Below are 19,836 nucleotides of genomic sequence, written 5' to 3' on the forward strand. Positions count from 1 at the left end.
AAGCTCTTAACGAAAAAGAAGGGAATAGTTGCACGGCACAATGCGCAAATAACGCATGGTATAAAAAGACGATAAAATATTTTGCAAGGCCAAAGGCACTGCCACCGCCAAGGCCGCCATAGTCAAGCCCGCTCCGCCCATGATCAAGCCCGACATCAGCAACGCCGAAAATGCCGCCAGCGCCACCGACTTCCAAAGCTGACGTTCATGGCCAGTCATAATAAGCAAAAACCCCACCGAACCTGTAGCCGCATTAACAAATTGTCCCACCGCCAAAATGGAAAGCGCTGTGGCACCGTCTTTGAAATCCGCGCCGAACAGCCCCAAGACAAAAGAGGGAAAAAGGATGAAGCACAACAGAATAGGCGCCGCCAAAAGGGTTATAAGCGCTGTCGATTTTACCGCCAATGTCTGAAGCGCATCATGATCGCCTTTTGCCCAAAGGGCGGCAAATTTCGGGGCGGCAATGCTGTTCACCGCCACCAGCAACAAGCTGGTCAAGGTCGCCGTACGAATAGCAACACCAAACAGCCCCACCTCTGCACTGGTGCCGAACGCCCCCAAGGCCAATAAAGGCACCCATTGCATCAACAGGTGCAAAACCGAAATGCCCCCCAATGGCCCCGCTGAACGAAGCAACTGGCTGTATGTAAAATGCGTATCCTCCCCCTTGCCCCGCCGCGAAAGCTGCCAATGCCAAAACCCCCAGCCCAGAAAAAGGGCCATCAGCGCCGAAAGCCCATAAGCCATGACCGCTCCGCTTGCTCCATAATCCCCGGCAAACAAATACAGTCCCAAAAGGGCGAAGACAGGTAAAATCACGCCTTGCAGAATTTGCGAAGCGAAGATCTTTTTCAAGCCTTTCAGGCCTTCCACAAATATCGGCAAAATGGCTAAAATCGGCAATGCAATGGCAACAATTCTCAAAGAGGCTTCGAGCGCGGGTTCGTGAAAAATCCGGATAGCCAGGAAGGGGGCTGAAAAAAATACCAAAACCGCCAGAAGTACGGATACCGAAAGCGCCAAAATCACAGCCCGCGACAACACGGCCCGCACATCATTCCAGCGCCCATTGGCGGCAAAACCCGCCACATAACGCAATGTGGCACTATCAAGCCCCCATAGCGCCATGGTCGCTCCCACTTGCAAAACCGTTAGCGCCAGAAAAAACAGGCCGGTATCCGCCACGCCTAAAAGGCGCGCCACCAGAACATTGAATAAAAACATCAGGCCCACACCGGCAATCTTCACGCCAAAGGTGATCGCCGCACCCGATAGAACCTCGCTCAAATGCTCGTCACTTTGCCGCGCAACCCAGCCTTTCAGCCCAGCGAAACGGTTCTCCCTTGCCATTACAAAATCCTGTTCATGGCCAAGCCAGGATCAAACACGAGCAAGTGTCCCCCGATAGGCTTCAACCCCCAAAGCCAAACAGCCCCCCAGCGCCAAGCCAAAAAAGATAGAAAGCAGCACAACCAATGGCCGTTTGGGGTGCGAGCGATCTTCAGGCGGTACAGCTTTGTCGATCACCTTAAAGGCATAATCGGGGCGGGAATTTGCAAACATCACCTTTTCCAATTGGCTTTGCATTAAGCCATAGATCGTATCTTGCACACCGGCCACGGCGGTTTTCTGAATTTCTTCACGCAGAAAAGAGATGGCCCGGCTGGATTCGCTCACGGTCCGCGCCCGAATTTCAGCATTGGCCTGCGCCACAAAGGCGTTGGTCCATTTGGCCGCCAATTCAGGGTTGCGCACCTCGAAAGACACGGTAATCAGGCCGGTTTCCGTATCTTCCCGCAAATGCCGAACCTTTGTATCGAAGAGATCAAAAGCCTCCCAGTCGCTTGGAATGGAACTGGGCGGTCGCCAGCCTTCATCTCCCGACAGACGGGCAATCAAATGCGACAGACCACCAATCATGCGTGCAAGAAGCCCCGGTTCACCGCTTCGCCAATCCTGTGTTTCCGGGTTCCATTGCTCATGAAACAAATAGGGCATGAGATCATTCTGCGCGATAAAGCGCATGGAAAATTCTCGCGATCTCAATATCGCCATATTGGCCTGCGCTTCCGCATCCCCCCCGTCAAGACTGATCCCGGCCAAGGACGCGGCCCCACCAAACTGGCTGGCAAGAGAGGAAAGCGCTCCACCCGCCTCTTCTGATGCCATGGGCTGGATGACCGCCGATGCCGTATAAAGCGGTTTTGCAAAAATGGCATAGGCAAGGCCCATGGCGCCCACCACCATCACTGTAGCGAGGATCAACATCCAGCGTCGGCGCAGCGCCAAGATCACATCGCGTACATAAATATCGCGATTATCCGCATGGCCTGCCACATGGTCTGCCGTCATATTTGAGCACCCTGTTTTCCAGCGGTCTTTAAAGGCCGCTCATGATATATATTGTTTATCGATCCATTGGTTATAACGGCCATCCAAAAGGGCACGCCACCAAGATTCGTGTTCCAGATACCAGTTTATCGTGGCCTTTAATCCGCTGGTAAAATCATAAGCCGGATCAAACCCCAATTCCCGTTTTATCTTTCGCGCATCAATGGCATAGCGCCGGTCATGGCCCAAACGGTCCTCGACAAACCGCTTTAGACTTTGTGTTGGCTTCCCCTTCACAGGCGGCGCATCGGGAAACCGCGCCGCCAAAGAAGGGTGCGTGACAAAAGCCGCATCGATCTCCGCGCACAATTGGTCAATCAGCGCAAGATTGGTCAATTCGCAATTTCCACCAACAGCATAAACCGCGCCAGATGTGCCTTGCATCAAAATCTTATGGATAGCGCGACAATGGTCTTCCACATGCAGCCAATCGCGGATATTGGCCCCATCGCCATAAACGGGCAAAGGCTTGCCATGAAGCGCATTGATCAAGAACAGCGGAATCAGCTTTTCCGGAAACTGGTAGGGGCCGTAATTGTTGGAGCAATTGCTGATGGTGACATCAAGGCCATAGGTATGGTGATAAGCCCGCACAAAATGGTCTGACGCCGCTTTCGATGCGGAATAAGGGGAATTGGGGGCATAAGGCGTGCCTTCATGAAAGGCAGGCTCAGAAGGCCCCAAAGAGCCGAACACTTCATCGGTGGAAATATGGTGGAAACGGTGCGGGCGGCCACTGCCCGTATCCAACCAAACTTTTTTAGCCGCACGTAATAATATGTGCGTGCCCACCACATTGGTTTGGATAAAGGCATCGGGATTATGGATTGACCGATCCACATGGCTTTCCGCTGCGAAATGCACCACCGCATCCACCGCATAATCGGACAGCAAACCACATACTAGATCATAATCGCCAATATCGCCCTTTATGAAGACGAACCCGTCATCATCATCCAGATCTGCAATACTGGCCCGATTTCCGGCATAGGTCAGCGCATCCAGCAAAACGATCCGGGATGCCGGATTATGCGCTTTTAAAAAATGAACGAAATTCGCACCGATAAACCCGGCCCCGCCTGTGACAAGAAATGTCTGCATATGGCGTCCCATGCTCCCTTGGCCGACCGCGCCCCGTCACAAATATATGGCGAGGACATCATCGCGCGGGCAGTTCATTCCCGGCTCATATGTGGTCACGATTATCTTGTTTCTTTCGCCACTCTAGATAGCGTCCGCCGAATGGCAACGCAATTGCTATGGCTCTTCCGCTGAAAAACCACAAACCGGGCGCACATGACCAAGTCATTATGGCATGAGCATGGTCAATTGACATGAGACGTTGAAAGGGGGATAGCCAATGCTGCCATCGTGCGATGTTCCAGATCGATCAGCTTTTGTTTGCGCCACAAGCCACCGCCATAACCCGTGAGATCGCCCCCTGCTCCGATGACCCGATGGCAAGGAACAACAATAGCAAGTTGGTTGGCCCCATTGGCCCGCGCCACCGCCCGCACCGCAGAAGGCCGACCGATCAAGGCTGCTATCTGACTATAGCTGCGGGTTTGCCCCATGGGGATGCGTTGTAATTCCTGCCAAACGCTTTTTGTAAACGGGCTGCCCCAAAATGATAGCGGCGTTTGGAAGCTGCAAAGTTCCCCTGCGAAATACGCCTTAAGCTCTCCCTGTATCTGCTCTATGGGATCAAACCGCCCAAAGCCCAGATCTCCGCGCACCGCCTTGCGCAATTTTTTCAGCTCATTGGGTAAGGCCTTGCGATCGAAAAACTCCAAAAGGTGCAGGCTTCTTTTATCGCTTACCGCGATCATTGGCCCAAGGGGCGTTTTGATCCAGTCGACTTTCAAAAGGGATTGATTGGAAAATTGGCTCAAAGGATCGCCCAGCAAGCGTGCAAAGGCTGTGCGAAATCCACTGGCAGAGTCAAATCCTGCATCCAATTGCGCATCGATCACCCGCCCGCCACGGGCCAGTGTCTCCACCCCATCTTGCACACGCCGCAGCCGTGCCATTTCCAGAAATGTCATACCAAACTGCCGTTTGAAACTGCGCCGCACCGTCGATAAATCAAGACCCATTTTCACCAGATCAGCCTCAGACCAGCGATAACCCGGCTGCGCCTCTAATTCCTTAAGCAAGCGCGCGATCAACGGGTCGGCCTGTGCAGCGCTCTCAAGGGGGCGACATCGTTTACACGGTCGAAACCCCGCCTCCATACAGGCCCCAACCGTTTCAAAAAACAGACAATTTTCACGTTTTGGTTTTCGCGCCGGGCAACTTAGACGGCAAAAAATACGCGTAGAGGTCACCCCAACAAACGCCCGCCCATCATAATCGAGGGCGCGGTTCAAAAGGGCGTCATAAAGTTCATCATCGGATAACCATGGATATATCATAAGAGGAAAATAGCAGACCCAGTTCATGCCGTCCGCCGCAAATCGGGCATGGAAATGGCCTTGCAATTTTGCCGCGCCCCAGAAAGGGTGGAGCCGCCGATTTCATGCCCTTCAAACCGCGCGTGTATCCTTATGGTTTTTTTATTGTTCGCCTTTTTTCTAACCGCCCTGCTTTACGCCACCGTCGGATTTGGTGGCGGCTCCACCTATAATGCGCTTCTGGTGCTCTCTGACACAGATTACCGGTTGCTCCCGGCCATCGCCTTGCTGTGCAATATTATCGTGGTGGCGGGCGGTGTTTGGCAGTTTGGAAGGCGCGGCCATCTTCATCTGAAGAAAATCGCCCCATTTCTTGTCACATCGATCCCCTTGGCGTGGGTCGGCGGACGCCTGCCCGTTTCTGAAATGGTGTTCATCGGGCTGTTGGGCCTATCTTTAAGTGCCGCCGGTCTGCATATGCTTTTGCAAAAAAAGCCGGATGGCACAGCCAGCATAAAACCATCCAATCCGTGGCTCAATGCTGCCATCGGCGGGGCCTTGGGCTTTCTATCGGGCCTTGTGGGCATCGGCGGCGGCATTTTTCTCGCCCCGATTCTGCATCTGATGCGCTGGGATACGGCGCGCGCCATTGCGGGCACTTGCAGCCTGTTTATTCTCGTCAATTCCATCAGTGGTCTTTTCGGGCAAGCCATGAAGCTCGACAATCTGCAATTACTGGGGCAACTGACAGATTATTGGATGCTTATCCCCGCCGTGCTGATCGGCGGACAAATCGGCTCGCGCCTTGGGGCGCAAGCCCTATCGGAAACGCTTTTGCGGCGGCTGACATCGGTGCTGGTCTTATATGTTGCCGTCCGCTTGCTGATCCGTTGGGCGGCCCTTGCAGGTGCCTGATTGAGCACATGGGGAATTGTTGGATTATCTGGCTGGCCCCTGACATGTTGTCTGATCCGCAATACCTCGCCCACGGCCTTATAAGGTCGTGGATGTATCCACAAAATCTTTCGAGCCGGGATCCCACAGGCACAGTTCCGCTTTGCCAAGACCGCGCACAAGAATGCCTTTATCAAGACGGGCGCTGTAAGTCCGGTGATGATGGCCATGTACAATGAGTTGCGCCCCCATCTTCGCCGCCAATTCGTCGATCACGTCAAATCCCATCATCTGTCCATTGCGATCATCCACAATGGAAGACGGGCCTTCATGACAGACGAGAATATCAGCCGATAACGGTTCCAGGCGATCGAAATCTTCCGGAAAAATCGAGGTGCGATGCGTTTGGGGCAGGCCCTTGCGCCACCGTTTCTGATGGCTGCATCCGGCCAGCATATCTGCCCGTGTGTGAAATTTTATGGCCTTTTTCTCCGGCCTTGGATACCAGACCTTGCCGCGGAAAACACCCCCCAGACCGGCCAGACATGTGCCGCCAATATCGGTGACCGAGGCATGAAAATTATTATGTTTGAGTTTGGATTCAAAGAGATGGTCGTACCAGTGGGTCTCGTTGGAATCATGGTTGCCATAAATCCAGTGGACGGCGATTCCCTTATCCAGAAACTCGGCAAGTTCCTTGTCCAGTGGCTGTTCCAGTTCCATATCGCCGACCGGCACAATGGCCTGAATTGCAATGCCTCTCTCCAGTTGCCGCCGGATCTGTTGGCAAATGTCCGCCCACCTGCCATGGGGATCGCCAATGAATGCAATGGCAGCCTGTGTCATATAAAATCACCCTTCTTATAAAGATTGCCGTGCCAGACCACCCTGTGACAATCCTGAATTATTCCAGTACGCGGATAATGAACACACCAGCCCATGCGGAAAATCCTGTCAAGACGCCCCCCCAAAGCATGTCTGTTGCAACCTGATTGATGGACCAGTCGCGCAGGGTTGCATAATTGGTAAATTCATAGGTGCCATAGGCCATCAGCCCCAGCAACACGCCACCGATCAAGGCAGCCATGGGATCGCCCTTTTGCAGCGCCGGGACGGATACAAACCACAATATGCCGGCCACATATCCAAGATAAAACACCGCTGCGGGTATCACACGAAACGGATCGGCATAGAGATGGGCAATATGCTGGTCGAACACCGGCTTGATCAGCAAGCGCAATCCGATTGCATCAAGGGCAAAGAAGATCACCGTGGTTGCGGCATAAAGGATTATGATTTTCATTGGGTCGGTCCTTTCATGATGGCACGGACCGCACGGAGCACAAGCACCACCATGCCAAGGGCTGCCAAGCCGATCACCGGCCAGTTCGCGTCGGAGATATTGGCGACAATCACGCCGATCAGCGCCCAGACGATGGCGGCAGGATAGCCCCATTCCCGAGGGCGTGCGGTTTGCACGCCAAGCGCCACCACGATCACGCCAATAAGGCACAAAATGGCGGCAGACTGCTCTGACAGAATTGCATAGCCGCCAAGGACAATCCCTATTGCCACGCCCGTTGCCGCTGTCAGCCAGCCTGCATAAAGGGCCACCGGCCTTAGCTGTAGCCAAGGCTGGTTCCGACCGGCACGCAGCATGGCAGCGATTGCGGCGGCAGCCATCACCACGATCATCAGCGTGGCCCAGATCGGCGCGATATTTGCGATTGCAATCCAGAAAGTACCAATGATCAGGCTGATCACAAGTGGCAGGCGCATTGCGCGCCAATCGGGGTCATCCGCCGCTTGCCACACCCCGAAAGCCGCGCCAATGATCAACCAGGGATAAATAAGACCCCAGATTGAAAAGGCATAGCCTGCAGGCTGTATTGATGGATAGAACTGCCGCACGGGAAACTGGTCTGGCGTGAATCCGTTAAAGCCGGGGGTGAACAACGGAGCAAGTGCAAAAGTCAGTGTGGCAATCAGTACGGCAATGGCAAGGGTTCTGGCATTCATGACAGTCCTTTCAGCGCACGAAACGGCGAATTAATGGCAGGGCTGCCCAATAGGGTAAGGCGCTCAGCAGCTTGAGCCCGTATGTGAAACGGCGCGGGAAATGCACTTCAAATCGGCGCGTATTCAGCCCGTGGATAATTGCGCAGGCGGCGGTTTCCGGCGTGACCATTGCAGGCATGTTGAAGGTGTTGGTCCGGGTCATCCGGGTATCGACGAAACCGGGGCAAATTAACCGGACATCGATGCGCCCCGCCAATTCCGTGCGCAGTGTTTCGGCAAGATTGATAACCCCAGCCTTGGTTGCCGAATATATCTGGCCTTGTGGCAGCCCGATATATCCTGCAACAGACCCACAAAGTGCCAATTGTCCCCCAGCGCGCAACAATGGCGGCGCGATCTGCGCAATATGAAAACTGCCCGTAAGATTGACCGTAACGATCTTCGCGGCGCGATCCGGGTCCGCATCTGCAATGCTGCCGGGATCGTAAAGCGCCGCCAGATGCACAATCCTGTCCAGTGGACCGACAGAAGCAATCTTTTCGGCGGCGGCCTTGATGCTGTCTCGACCCGCAATGTCGAGCGGCAGTGCACGATGGTCGGGCCCAAGGCTTTCAGCCAATGCTGTCAGCTTATCAGCGGAGCGCGCCGACAAAACCAGCCGCGCACCGCGCCTTGCCCATTCGCGGGCCAAAGCTGCACCGATGCCTTCGCTGGCACCAATGATCCAGATGGTTTCAGGCCGGTTTTCTGTTTCAGGCATGCGCCAGTTCCACCTGCACCACATCCGTCTGCCCGACTGCAAAACAGGCAGCGCTGGATTCAAGATAGAATCGCCAATTGCGCAAAAAGCCTTCATCATGGCCCAGTTTTCGAACCCGCTGTGCCCGGCTTTTCAAGCGCTCCGCCCAGATCATGCAGGTGCGGGCATAGTTGCGCCCGAAGGCATAGCTGTCCCGAACCTGAAGGCCAGCCTGACGGGCCTGATCCGCGATTATCGCGTCCGACAACAACAGGCCGCCGGGGAAAATATATTGGCGGATATAATCGGAACTGCGCCGGTATATATCGAAATTGGCGTCCGGCACCGTTATCGCCTGAATCATTGCAACCCCGTTTTCAGCCAGCCGCGCCTTGAGCGTGGCGAAATAGGCGGGCCAATAGCGTTGCCCCACCGCTTCGATCATCTCGATGGAAACGATATTGTCGAACTGGCCGCTGCTTTTGCGATAATCCTGAAGCCGGATATCCGCCCGCCCATCCAGCAAGGCATCGGCATATCCCTTTTGGCTGGGGGATATGGTCAACCCGGTCACATGATGCCCGCTATCGGCGGCGCGTGCGGCAAAGCCACCCCAGCCACACCCGATTTCCAAGACGCGCTCTCCGCCCTTCAAGCGGCTTAGAATACGGTCATATTTTCGGTTCTGGCCACGGGCGAGGTCGTCGTCACCTGCCGCAAATATGGCAGATGAATAGGTCATGCTTTCATCAAGGCAAAGCTGATAGAATTCGTTGCCCACATCATAATGCGCCCGGATATTACGCGCCGCCCCACGGATCGAATTGGCGCGCATCAAGCGGTTTATCAGGCGAAACTGTAGGCTGTTCCAGACATTTGCAGTGTCATAGCCCTGAAAAAGATCAAGATTGCGCAGGCCGACCTGCATCAGATCTTGAATGGATGGCGTATCCCAAAGACCGGCAACATAGCTTTCCCCAAGTCCGATATTACCGCGGGCGGCGATTGCCGGAACCATGGCCCAGTCGTTGATCTGGAGTTCACCCGCCGGATCACCATGACCGAAATCATGAACCCCGCCATCGGGATCACGCAATCTCAAGCTGCCATTCCGGATGCGCGCGCACGTCTCGAACAGCTTGTTTTTCAGGCGTTTATCAAAAAACGACATCAGCTAATCTCCGAATTCGGGGGTGTGGGACGGGCGCGATATCGCGCGCCTTTCAGCTTCAGGCGCAAGGCTTGCCAGTAAATCAAAATGATGCCGCGCAACGCGCCTAAAGGCCGACGGATACCGGCCTTGAGCAAGCCTGCATTTGTCAGTGCTGTACGAGAGCCGGACAAGGTGGCCATCACCCCCTCAGAGCCGTTGCGATAGAGGATGCGGATGGCAATATGGGCAGATGTTATGTCGAAACAGAACTCATAGTCCCCCGCAACATCCTGAAACGGCGAAACATGCAGCGATTTTGGTGTTTTGATCCGGGTGCTCTTGGTGATCGGGGCGAAATCCGGGAGGTGGCAAAGATAGGAATGACGATCCCCGAAGGGCGTTGATACCTCGGCAATCACGGCGATAAGGGCCGCGCCCTCTATCGCCAGCCAGAAGCTGACCGGGTTGAAGCCATATCCCAAAAACCGGGGCTGGGTCAGCAAACGCAACTGCAGTGTCCGGTGGCCCAATCCGTTTATGGCCAGAATTTCACGTGCCCAGTCAGGGCCGCGCCCTTTCTTTGGCGGGCCGCCATGATCCCGGTCATAAACCGCCATGAGATTGAAGCGATTGCGCGAAAACAAAAGCGGGGGGGCATCTTCGGCCTCCGGGTCGATCAACACATAATCCACGCTATAGTGGAATTGATGGCCAATCTTTCCCAACCGTTTATGGGTCGTGATGCCCATGATATGTTCCACAGGGCCATTCATGCGAATTGCCGCTTCATCAGCCGGTCAATACGCACAGCGCTGGCAAAGCCGTCTTCATGGAAACCATGCCGCATCCATGCTCCGGCGAACCATGTATTGTTCTGCCCCTGAATATGCGAAATCTGCCGCTGTGCGGCTAAAGCGCCTGCGTCAAACACCGGATGGCGAAAGGATGTTTGGTCATATATCAGATGCTCCGGCACCGGCCGGGCCGGATTGAGCGAGACAAAAAGCGGATCGTTTTCGGGGATATTTTGCAACCGGTTCATCCAGTAGGTCACGCCTATAGATGTTTCTGGCCCGCGCATATCCGCATTATATACCCAACTGGACCACACGGCCTTGCGCTTCGGCATCTGGGCAATATCGCTATGCAGAATAACCTGATTATCCTGAAAGGTGACCGCTGAAAGTGCGGCGCGTTCTTGGGCCGTTGGCTGTGTCAGCAGGCGTAATGCCTGATCTGCATGGCAAGCAAAAATAACATGGTCGAACGGTGCGTGCTCGCCGCCAAGGCTGTTCACGATGCTCCGCGACCCGGTGCGGTGGACGGCGTGCACCGGCGTTGTGATGCGAATTTCCACACCGCGTCCGCGCAGATGGCGTTCCAGCCGGCTCAGATAGTTCGCGCTGCCGCCATCCACGGTCCACCATTGGTGCTGCTCCGTTGCGCTTAATAAGGCGTGATTACGGAAAAACCGGATAATGGCACTGGCGGGAAAGCTGCGGACCTTCTCCGGCGGGGTTGACCAAATCGCCCCGCAAAGGGGCATCAGATAATATTCCTGGAACCAGCGACCCAGCCGCATTTCGTCCATCATTTCGCCAATGGTCGTGTCGTTGTCCCGGTCCACCGTCTCCGCATTGCTGTTAAAGCGCTGGATATCTTGCAGCATGCCTATAAAGCCGGGGCGCAACATATTGCGCTTTTGCGCGATCAGGGCGCGCAGATTGCGCAGGGCATATTCCACCTGCCCGTCATTCACAGTGATGCCAAAGCTCATATCACTTCTGGCAACCGGCACATCCAGTTCCTGAAACAGGCGTGTCAGATGCGGATAATTGGCATAGTTGAAAACGATAAACCCTGTATCGACCGGCTGATCGCCATTCCGCCCGGCGATAACAGTGCGGGCATGTCCGCCAAGGCGCGGTGCTGCCTCGAACAGGGTAACAGCATGGTGCGGCTCCATCAGATAAGCCGCAGCAAGCCCGGATATACCACCGCCAATGATGGCAATGCGTTGTGGGCAGATCGGGGAGGCATCCAGAAACATCACACATCCAGTCGCTATTTTACAGGATTACGGATGGGCTGGTGATTTGGATCAAAAATGATCCAGATCGCATATGCCTGCGTAGAAGGGATATGTTTGCAGCAAGCCTTCATATCGCACATACTCGGGAGAGCGGCCCGAAAAGGCCGCACCTGGAAAATGTGCTGAACGGCAGGAAAAAGGTGCCAGTTTCACCCGTCTCCGAAGTCTCGGAGCAAACCACTTGGATGCTCGCGGTTCGCGACCAGCGTGACCGCAAAGCCTTTGGCCGCCTTTACGACCATTATGCACCACGCCTTAAAGGGTTCGTCATGCGCTCCGGCTTGCCTGCGGCACAGGCGGAAGAGGTGGTTCAGGATGTTATGCTGACCATTTGGCACAAGGCCGCGCTGTTCGACCCCCATCGCGCACAGGTTTCTGCCTGGGTTTACCAGATCACTCGCAATCGGACTATCGACATGATCCGCAAGGAGCGCCGCCCGGTTCCGGAGGAGATTGAACAGGATAACGCTGTTGCGCCGGATGATGCGGGCCAGATTTTAGCGGTCGAGCAAGAAACCAGATATCTGGCGCAGGCACTTGCCGGGCTTAAACCGGGCCAGCGGGATGCCATTGAAAAGGCCTATTTGGGTGAGCTGACACATCAGGAACTCAGCACCCAGACCGGATTGCCGCTGGGAACAATCAAATCGCGTATCAGGCTAGGGCTAAAACGATTGCGACATGAATTGAAGGGAATGCGCTAAAAGATGCCCGTAATCACGCACCATATTCCAGATGCCATGCTTGCAGCCTATGTCAGCGGCAATCTTGAACATTCTTTCGCACTGGTGGTTGCCACCCATGTTTCGCTATGTCTCGATTGCCGCGCGGCGATGGAGGCCCATCAAGCACTTGGTGGGGCAATTCTGGAAACGACTGTTCCGGAAAAGCTGCCCAAAAGCCTGAAATCAAGCATCATTGACCGGCTGGACAGCCCCATGGTGGCTGCACCGGGCTATGGCCGTTCGGGCATTTTCCCCGCTCCGGTTATGACGGCATTGAAAGGCAAGCCCCCACGCTGGAAAATGCTGGGCGCAGGGATCAGGCAAAGCATCCTGTCCGCAGATCGCAGTGGTTCGGCGCGTCTGCTTTATATTCCGCCGGGACGGGCCGTGCCGGAGCACAGCCATAACGGGCTGGAACTGACATTGGTGCTGCAGGGCAGCTTCAGTGACAATACCGGACATTTTGGCACAGGCGATCTGGAAATCGCGGATGCTGACCTTAGCCATCAGCCAACCGCTGATCCGGATGTGCCCTGCATTTGCCTTGCAGCAACGGATGCACCGCTCCGGTTCAAACCGCTTATACCGCGCCTGCTACAACCCCTGTTTCAGATTTAACGACCTGCAGCACGAAAATGAAAAATCAGACGACATCAAAGCCGGCATAAAAGTACTCGCCCACAGATTATCATCGCGGCCAGATGTCGGAGAATTGTAATGGAAGGAAAATGGCGCACCCGAGAGGATTCGAACCTCTGGCCTCTGCCTTCGGAGGGCAGCGCTCTATCCAGCTGAGCTACGGGTGCCTTGAGCCATGTCGCATCATGGTGCGTGCCAAGATCAGGCTGGCGGACACTAGCGGAAATGCCCGGCCATTGTAAATGCACAAAGCGCATTTTTTGCACGCCGCCTTAACAGACTGTCCCAGACGGCTTTTTAAACCTTATGGCCATCGGTACGGCGGGCAGCAAAAGGCGGAGTAAGCACCGTATCTTTGGCTTCGCGCAGTTGCTTTGGATAATCCGCCGTATAATGAAGGCCGCGTGATTCTTTCCGCGCCATGGCTGACCGCACGATCAGACCCGCCACCGTAACCAGATTGCGCAATTCCAACAAATCGCCGGTCACATGGAAATTGCCGTAATAATCTTGGATTTCGCGGGCGAGAAGATCCACGCGATGTTGTGCCCGTTCCAAACGTTTGTCGGTGCGCACAATGCCCACATAATCCCACATGAAACGGCGCAATTCCGCCCAGTTATGGCTGACCACAATTTCTTCATCGGAATTGGTGACGCGGCTTTCATCCCAATTGCGTGCCAAGGCGGGATTTGGCAAATCCTTTAGCCGCGAGACGATATTTTCCGCCGCCGATTGGCCATAAACCAAACATTCCAGCAAGGAATTAGAGGCCATACGATTGGCCCCGTGAAGGCCGCTATGGGACGCTTCGCCGATACAATAAAGCCCTTCCAGATCGGTGCGTCCGGCCCGATCGATCACCACACCGCCACAGGTATAATGGGCAGCAGGCACCACCGGAATCGCCTGTTTGGTAATATCGATCCCATAATCAAGGCAGCGCCGATAAATGGTGGGGAAATGGCCGATCACGAAATCCGGGTCGCGGTGGCTGATATCCAGCAACACATGATCCAGCCCCAAGCGCTTCATTTCATGGTCGATGGCCCGTGCCACCACATCGCGCGGCGCAAGTTCGCCCCGCTTGTCAAAGCGGTCCATAAAACGCGTGCCGTCCAGCAGCGTCAGATGCGCCCCTTCACCGCGCAATGCTTCGGTGATGAGAAATGTTTTTGCCTTGGGATGAAACAGGCAGGTGGGATGAAACTGGTTGAATTCCATATTGGCAATGCGGCATCCGGCCCGCCACGCAATGGCGATCCCGTCCCCCGTCGAGCCATCGGGATTTGAAGAATAAAGATACACCCGGCTTGCGCCTCCGGTGGCCAGCACCACCGCCTTGGCGGCGAACACATCCACATGGCCGGTGCGCCGGTTCAACAGATAAGCGCCATGGCACCGGTCCGCGCCCTTACCATCACCGGAAAGATGCCGATTGGTGATAACATCCACCGCCACATGATGCTCTAAAACGGTGATATTCGGTTCGGCGCGGGCACGGCGCTCCAATGCCTGCTGCACCGCCCGTCCCGTGGCATCATCCACATGAATCACCCGGCGCACCGAATGGCCACCTTCCCGCGTCAGATGATAGCCCGCAGCATCGCTATCTTCCTCGCTGCGGGTAAATTCCACCCCCAAAGAGATCAGATCCTCGATGGCCGCCGGACCGCGCTCGACCACAAAGCGCACGGCGTCTTTATCGCACAGTCCGTCACCGGCGATCAGCGTGTCTTCGATATGGCTTTCCACCGTATCGCCAACCGACAGAACGGCGGCGATGCCGCCTTGCGCCCATTTGGTGGACCCTGAAGACAATTTCCCCTTGGAAACCACCGCCACACGGCCATGGGGGGCAATTTTCAGCGCCAAGGACAACCCGGCAGCCCCTGCGCCGATCACCAGAACATCAAATTCAGCTTTCATGATCAGGCTGCTGCATCGGCATCGCTGCCACGGGTCAGTTGCAGGAAAATATCCTCCAGATCGGTTTCATCCGTGGATAAATCACGCACCTCAAGCCCAGAGGCCGATAAGGCCGCCAGCACCGCGCCCACATCATTGCCCTTCCGCGACACCTGAAATGCCAAGCGATTCGGCCCCGCCAAACGGGCACGGAAGCCATTGAACTGTTCGGGGATCTCGGAAATCTCGCTGGCCAGATCGATCAGAATTTCTTTTTCATCAATCCGCGCCAGAAGATCCGGCGTCGGTTCAGAGCACACCACTTCACCATGATTGATGATGGCGATGGTGTCGCACAGCTCTTCCGCCTCTTCCAGATAATGGGTGGTCAGCACGATGGTGGTGCCCCGCGCATGCAATTCGCGCACATAGGTCCATAACAACTGGCGCAATTCGATATCCACACCCGCCGTCGGTTCATCGAGAATCAACACCGGCGGGGTGTGCACCATGGCTTTGGCCACCAGCAAACGCCGCTTCATCCCGCCCGACAAGGTGCGCGAATAGGCATGGCGTTTGTCCCACAAATGCACGGCTTTCAGCAATTCTTCGGTGCGCCGTTCGGATTTTGGCACGCCGTACATCCCGGCCTGCACTTCCATCATTTCCCACGGCGTGAAAAAGGCATCAAAAACCAGCTCTTGCGGCACCACCCCGATAGAGGCACGGGCATTGCGTGGATTTTCATCCAAATCAAAGCCCCAGACACGCGCTTCTCCCGAACTTTTGTTCACAAGTCCGGCGAGAATATTGATGAAAGTGGATTTTCCCGCCCCATTGGGGCCCAAAAGGCCAAACATAGAGCCTTGCGGAATGTCCAGATCGATGCCCTTCAAAGCACGTTTGGGCGAGGGGCCACCATAGGTTTTCTCAAGGGAACGCACATGGATGGCAGAGGGGGACGTCATAACCGGACACTCCTTTCAATCGGATCGTATCCCTTGCGCTAGCACCAGCCCCGCCTTCGGTCAATGCGTCCATAAAGGCATGACCCTAGTTGTGTGGCCAGATTGGCAGGGTTATACAAACAGAAAATACGCGCGCTATGCGTTTCTCAAGCCAAGAAGGACAGCCAAACAATGACCACCCCTCCACCGGAAACCCTGATCGTTGATAAAAAGACCGTCTCTTGCGATGGCGGAGAAGGCGCATTGGGCCATCCCCGCGTTTATCTGACCATGGGCGATGAAGGCCGCGTGGAATGTGGCTATTGTGATCGGGCGTTTATCCTGAAAGGCGGGCCTGCGGATAAAAGCAGCACCAAGGCCGCGTAGCTCCCTTTCGACATCGTCTCTCGCACTATCGTCCGGCACCCCTTTTGCGGGCTGCCATCTTTTATGAAAGCACTGCCCCATGACAGACAGCAAACATCTCTATCTCGTCGATGGGTCGGGCTATATTTTCCGCGCCTATCACGCCTTGCCCCCCATGACCCGCAAGGACGGCACCCCCGTCAATGCGGTTTACGGCTTTTCCAACATGCTGCTCAAGCTGTTGAAAGACGTGAATGAGGGAGAAGCGCCCACCCATTTTGCGGTGATTTTCGATGCGGCGCGCAAATCCTTCCGCAATGATATTTACGATGCCTATAAAGCCCATCGCCCCCCGGCACCGGACGATCTGGTGCCGCAATTCGCGCTGATCCGCGAAGCCACCAATGCTTTCAACGTGCCCGCCATTGAAATGGAGGGCTATGAGGCTGACGATATCATCGCCACCTTTGCCACCCGCGCCCGGGCCGAAGGCTGGAAAGTGACCATCGTGTCGTCGGACAAGGATCTGATGCAGCTTGTCAGCAATGATGTGAGCCTGTTTGACAGCATGAAAAACCGCCGCATCGGCGCTAAAGAAGTGCATGATAAATTCGGCGTCATCCCTGAAAAAGTGATCGACGTGCAGGCGCTTTGCGGCGATTCCGTAGATAATGTGCCCGGCGTTCCCGGCATCGGCCCTAAAACAGCGGCGCAGTTGATCGCCGATTATGGCGATCTGGAAACATTATTGGCGCGCGCCGGCGAGATCAAACAACCCAAACGGCGCGAAAATTTGCTGGCCCATGCCTATGATGCCCGCATGTCGAAAAAGCTGGTGACACTCCATTGCGATGTACCGCTGGAAGACTGGACACTGGATAAGCTGGCGGTCTGCTCTATGGAGCCGGAAAAGCTTTTGGCATTTGCCGACGACAACGGGTTCAAGGCCCTGCGGGCCCGGGTGGTGTCGCATTTGGGGGACGGCATCCCCGGCACCAGCCTGCAAGAAGCGGAAACCACCGAGATCAAAGCCACCAATTACAGCATTGTTGACCAGATGGCGGATCTGGAGCGCTGGATCGCCCGCATCCGCGATACCGGCATTGTGGCCGTGGATACGGAAACCACCTCTTTGGACCCCATGCGCGCAGAGTTAGTCGGCATATCCTTATCGGTAAAAGCTGGCGAGGCTTGCTATATTCCCCTGCGCCACCGCAAAAGCGACGGGCTGGATTTCGGCACAGATACGCTTCGGCAACTCCCTGTCAAAGATGCCCTTTCGGCTTTGAAGCCGATCCTGGAAGACCCCGCCATTTTGAAGGTGGGGCAGAATATCAAATATGATATGGCGATTTTCGCCAATGAAGGCATCCGGGTTCATCCCATCGACGATACCATGCTGATCTCTTATGTGCGTGATTGCGGGCTGCATGGCCATGGTATGGATGAACTGTCTGAACTGCATCTGGGCATCACCCCCACACCCTTCAAAGACGTTGCAGGAACGGGCAAGAAACAGATCACCTTCGATCTGGTGCCCATAGAAAAGGCCGCCCATTATGCGGCTGAGGATGCAGACATCACCGGCCGCCTTTATCGCCTGTTGAAACCCCGCCTGGCCGAGGCGGGGCTGCTCTCGGTCTATGAACGGCTTGAACGCCCGCTGGTGCCGGTTCTGGTGGATATGGAACGCGCCGGGATCAAGGTGGACCGCGCCGAACTGTCGCGCCTGTCGGCGGAATTTGCCGAAGGAATGGCCCGCCTTGAAACGGAAATTCACGAACTGGCCGGTGAAAGCTTCAATATCGCCAGCCCCGCGCAGCTTGGGCATATCCTGTTCGACAAGATGGATCTGAAAGGCGGCAAGAAGGGCAAAACCGGTGCTTGGTCCACCAGTGCCGATGTGCTGGATAAATTGGCGGCAGAGGGCCACACTTTGCCGGAAAAAGTGCTGTCATGGCGGCAACTTTCCAAGCTGAAAAGCACCTATAGCGATGCTTTGGGAAAAGCCATCAATGAAAAAACCGGGCGGGTGCATACCAGCTTTTCCATGGCTATCACCTCGACGGGGCGGCTATCATCCACCGACCCCAATTTGCAGAACATCCCCATCCGCACCCCCGAAGGCCGCCGTATTCGCCGCGCCTTTGTGGCCGATACGGGCAATCTGTTGATCGCCGCCGATTATAGCCAGATCGAATTGCGCATATTGGCGCATATAGCCGATATCGATGCCTTGAAAGATGCCTTTGCCAAAGGGATGGATATTCACGCCCTGACCGCGTCTCAGGTATTTGGTGTCCCCATGGAAAACATGGACCCCGCCACCCGCCGACGGGCCAAAGCCATCAATTTCGGCATAATTTACGGCATTTCCGCTTTCGGCTTGGCGCGTCAGCTTGATATCGGGCGCGACGAGGCAAAAGCCTATATCGATGCCTATTTCGAACGCTTTCCCGGCATTCGCACCTATATGGAGCGCACCAAGGAACAGGCCCATGAAACGGGGCATGTAACAACCTTGTTCGGCCGACGCAGCCATGTCTCCGACATCAATGCCAAAAATCCCAATTTGCGGGCCTTTGCCGAACGGGCTGCCATCAATGCCCCCATCCAGGGCACGGCCGCCGATATCATCAAACGCGCCATGATCCGTATGCCGCAAGCGCTTTTGGATGCGGGCTTGCCCGATATCCGTATGCTCTTGCAGGTACATGATGAACTGATCTTCGAAGCCCCCAAAGATCAGGTAGAAGCCGCCATTCCGGTGATCCGCCGCGTGATGGAACAAGCCACGGCACCGGTTCTTGATCTGGCCGTGCCTTTGCTGGTGGATGTGGGCACCGGTGAAAATTGGGATGATGCACATTGACCGACCTTTTGCCTGATTCCGCCCAATTATCGGTGTTCCTTTCGGCCACTTTGGTGCTGGGACTAACACCGGGGCCGGATATGATTTTGGTGATCAATCGCTCGCTTGGCCTAGGCTTCAAGGCGGGAATGATCACCCTTTTCGGCATCATGATGGGCGGAATGATGCACATGACAGCCGCGGCCTTCGGATTGTCTCTTGTGCTTATCAATCTGCCCCACGCATACGATATTCTACGCTTTTTGGGCGCGGCCTATCTGTTGTGGATGGCCATCGGGATCGCCCGCCATGGCAGCGGACTGGATCTCAGCCATGCAGACCAAGCCACGCCGCGCCCCACATCACGGCTTTTGCGTCAGGCATTCTTGACCAATATCCTTAATCCCAAAGTGATTTTGTTCCTGTTGGCCTTCCTGCCCCAGTTCGTTCCGGCGCAGGCGGACAATCCCACCCAGCGTATTCTTGTTCTGGGCGCGTTTTTCTTTGGCATAGGCTTTGTCATCATGGCCCTCTTGGCCGCCCTTGCAGACCGTGTGCGCCATTGGGTAATGGCCCATCCGGCCGTGCTCCGCGGGCAATCCTATGTCACCAGCGTGTTGTTGTTCGGATTTGCCGCCGCATTGGCCTTTTCCAACCGCCCCTGATGGGGAGCCAATGCTTGCAGCGCCCTATCCGGTGCCTTTATCAACGAACGG

The 19,836-nt window shown here is 55.4% G+C and carries 19 protein-coding genes and 1 tRNA gene; 6 read left to right on the forward strand and 14 right to left on the reverse strand.

Going from position 1 to position 19,836, the window contains the following annotated elements; all coding sequences use genetic code 11:
* Positions 1–6: 6 nt before the first annotated feature.
* The 4 genes from IEX96_RS05425 to IEX96_RS05440 all read right to left on the reverse strand — a co-directional run bounded on the left by IEX96_RS05425 (position 7) and on the right by IEX96_RS05440 (position 4,808).
* Complete coding sequence (locus IEX96_RS05425) at positions 7–1,353, reverse strand: oligosaccharide flippase family protein (protein ID WP_150005796.1); 1,347 nt, start codon at positions 1,351–1,353, stop codon at positions 7–9.
* Positions 1,354–1,383: 30 nt separating this feature from the next.
* On the reverse strand, positions 1,384–2,355 hold the full coding sequence (locus IEX96_RS05430) for a Wzz/FepE/Etk N-terminal domain-containing protein (protein WP_150005795.1): 972 nt from the start codon (positions 2,353–2,355) through the stop codon (positions 1,384–1,386).
* A 39-nt stretch (positions 2,356–2,394) separates the two neighbouring features.
* A complete protein-coding gene (gene rfbB, locus IEX96_RS05435; RefSeq protein ID WP_150005794.1) occupies positions 2,395–3,495 on the reverse strand; it encodes a dTDP-glucose 4,6-dehydratase in 1,101 nt (366 codons plus the stop codon).
* A gap of 224 nt (positions 3,496–3,719) precedes the next feature.
* On the reverse strand, positions 3,720–4,808 hold the full coding sequence (locus IEX96_RS05440) for a bifunctional transcriptional activator/DNA repair enzyme AdaA (protein ID WP_150005793.1): 1,089 nt from the start codon (positions 4,806–4,808) through the stop codon (positions 3,720–3,722).
* Between the two features lie 132 nt (positions 4,809–4,940).
* On the opposite strand from IEX96_RS05440, the gene IEX96_RS05445 reads away from it, so the two are divergent.
* A complete protein-coding gene (locus IEX96_RS05445; RefSeq protein WP_150005792.1) occupies positions 4,941–5,702 on the forward strand; it encodes a sulfite exporter TauE/SafE family protein in 762 nt (253 codons plus the stop codon).
* A 78-nt stretch (positions 5,703–5,780) separates the two neighbouring features.
* Here IEX96_RS05445 and IEX96_RS05450 read toward each other — a convergent pair whose 3' ends face one another.
* The 7 genes from IEX96_RS05450 to IEX96_RS05480 are packed head-to-tail and all read right to left on the reverse strand — an operon-like array spanning position 5,781 to position 11,642.
* A complete protein-coding gene (locus IEX96_RS05450; RefSeq protein WP_188873594.1) occupies positions 5,781–6,527 on the reverse strand; it encodes a metallophosphoesterase family protein in 747 nt (248 codons plus the stop codon).
* 58 nt (positions 6,528–6,585) lie between these two features.
* Entirely contained in the window at positions 6,586–6,984 is a 399-nt protein-coding gene (locus IEX96_RS05455) for a DUF2177 family protein (RefSeq protein WP_150005021.1), read from the reverse strand.
* Positions 6,981–7,700, reverse strand: coding sequence for a TspO-related membrane protein (locus IEX96_RS05460; protein ID WP_150005020.1), 720 nt, complete (start codon positions 7,698–7,700; stop codon positions 6,981–6,983). The genes IEX96_RS05455 and IEX96_RS05460 overlap by 4 nt, the downstream gene beginning before the upstream one ends.
* A 10-nt stretch (positions 7,701–7,710) precedes the next feature.
* Positions 7,711–8,460: an SDR family NAD(P)-dependent oxidoreductase gene (locus IEX96_RS05465; protein WP_150005019.1), complete on the reverse strand. Its 750-nt coding sequence runs from the start codon at positions 8,458–8,460 to the stop codon at positions 7,711–7,713.
* Positions 8,453–9,610, reverse strand: a complete 1,158-nt coding sequence (locus tag IEX96_RS05470) for an SAM-dependent methyltransferase (protein WP_150005018.1) — start codon at positions 9,608–9,610, stop codon at positions 8,453–8,455. Before IEX96_RS05470 ends, IEX96_RS05465 begins: the two co-directional genes overlap by 8 nt.
* Positions 9,610–10,365 carry a DUF1365 domain-containing protein gene (locus IEX96_RS05475; protein WP_150005017.1) on the reverse strand — a complete coding sequence of 252 codons (756 nt, stop codon included), beginning with the start codon at positions 10,363–10,365 and terminating at the stop codon, positions 9,610–9,612. The genes IEX96_RS05470 and IEX96_RS05475 overlap by 1 nt, the downstream gene beginning before the upstream one ends.
* Positions 10,362–11,642 (reverse strand): NAD(P)/FAD-dependent oxidoreductase, encoded by a 1,281-nt coding sequence (locus IEX96_RS05480; RefSeq protein ID WP_150005016.1) that lies wholly within the window; start codon positions 11,640–11,642, stop codon positions 10,362–10,364. Before IEX96_RS05480 ends, IEX96_RS05475 begins: the two co-directional genes overlap by 4 nt.
* Before the next feature lie 92 nt (positions 11,643–11,734).
* On the opposite strand from IEX96_RS05480, the gene IEX96_RS05485 reads away from it, so the two are divergent.
* Both IEX96_RS05485 and IEX96_RS05490 read left to right on the forward strand, forming a co-directional pair.
* The gene (locus tag IEX96_RS05485; protein WP_229773557.1) at positions 11,735–12,388 is read left to right on the forward strand and encodes a sigma-70 family RNA polymerase sigma factor; all 654 of its coding nucleotides are present in this window, start codon (positions 11,735–11,737) and stop codon (positions 12,386–12,388) included.
* A 3-nt stretch (positions 12,389–12,391) separates the two neighbouring features.
* The gene (locus IEX96_RS05490; RefSeq protein ID WP_150005015.1) at positions 12,392–13,027 is read left to right on the forward strand and encodes a ChrR family anti-sigma-E factor; all 636 of its coding nucleotides are present in this window, start codon (positions 12,392–12,394) and stop codon (positions 13,025–13,027) included.
* A gap of 111 nt (positions 13,028–13,138) precedes the next feature.
* Here IEX96_RS05490 and IEX96_RS05495 read toward each other — a convergent pair.
* The 3 genes from IEX96_RS05495 to IEX96_RS05505 form a co-directional block, all read right to left on the reverse strand.
* Positions 13,139–13,215: transfer RNA gene (locus IEX96_RS05495), tRNA-Arg, on the reverse strand.
* A 130-nt stretch (positions 13,216–13,345) separates the two neighbouring features.
* Positions 13,346–14,977, reverse strand: coding sequence for an L-aspartate oxidase (gene nadB / locus IEX96_RS05500; RefSeq protein ID WP_150005014.1), 1,632 nt, complete (start codon positions 14,975–14,977; stop codon positions 13,346–13,348).
* A 2-nt stretch (positions 14,978–14,979) separates the two neighbouring features.
* Entirely contained in the window at positions 14,980–15,924 is a 945-nt protein-coding gene (locus IEX96_RS05505; RefSeq protein ID WP_150005013.1) for an ABC transporter ATP-binding protein, read from the reverse strand.
* 171 nt (positions 15,925–16,095) lie between these two features.
* Here IEX96_RS05505 and IEX96_RS05510 point away from each other — a divergent pair, with 171 nt between their 5' ends.
* The 3 genes from IEX96_RS05510 (at position 16,096) to IEX96_RS05520 (ending at position 19,785) form a co-directional block, all read left to right on the forward strand.
* Positions 16,096–16,290 (forward strand): zinc-finger domain-containing protein, encoded by a 195-nt coding sequence (locus IEX96_RS05510; protein WP_150005012.1) that lies wholly within the window; start codon positions 16,096–16,098, stop codon positions 16,288–16,290.
* A 79-nt stretch (positions 16,291–16,369) separates the two neighbouring features.
* Positions 16,370–19,141 (forward strand): DNA polymerase I, encoded by a 2,772-nt coding sequence (gene polA, locus IEX96_RS05515; RefSeq protein WP_188873595.1) that lies wholly within the window; start codon positions 16,370–16,372, stop codon positions 19,139–19,141.
* The gene (locus IEX96_RS05520) at positions 19,138–19,785 is read left to right on the forward strand and encodes a LysE family translocator (protein WP_150005011.1); all 648 of its coding nucleotides are present in this window, start codon (positions 19,138–19,140) and stop codon (positions 19,783–19,785) included. The genes polA and IEX96_RS05520 overlap by 4 nt, the downstream gene beginning before the upstream one ends.
* Positions 19,786–19,836 lie beyond the last annotated feature (51 nt).

The sequence above is a fragment of the Iodidimonas muriae genome, from assembly GCF_014647255.1.
GTDB classification, from domain to species: Bacteria; Pseudomonadota; Alphaproteobacteria; order Sphingomonadales; family Rhodothalassiaceae; genus Iodidimonas; species Iodidimonas muriae.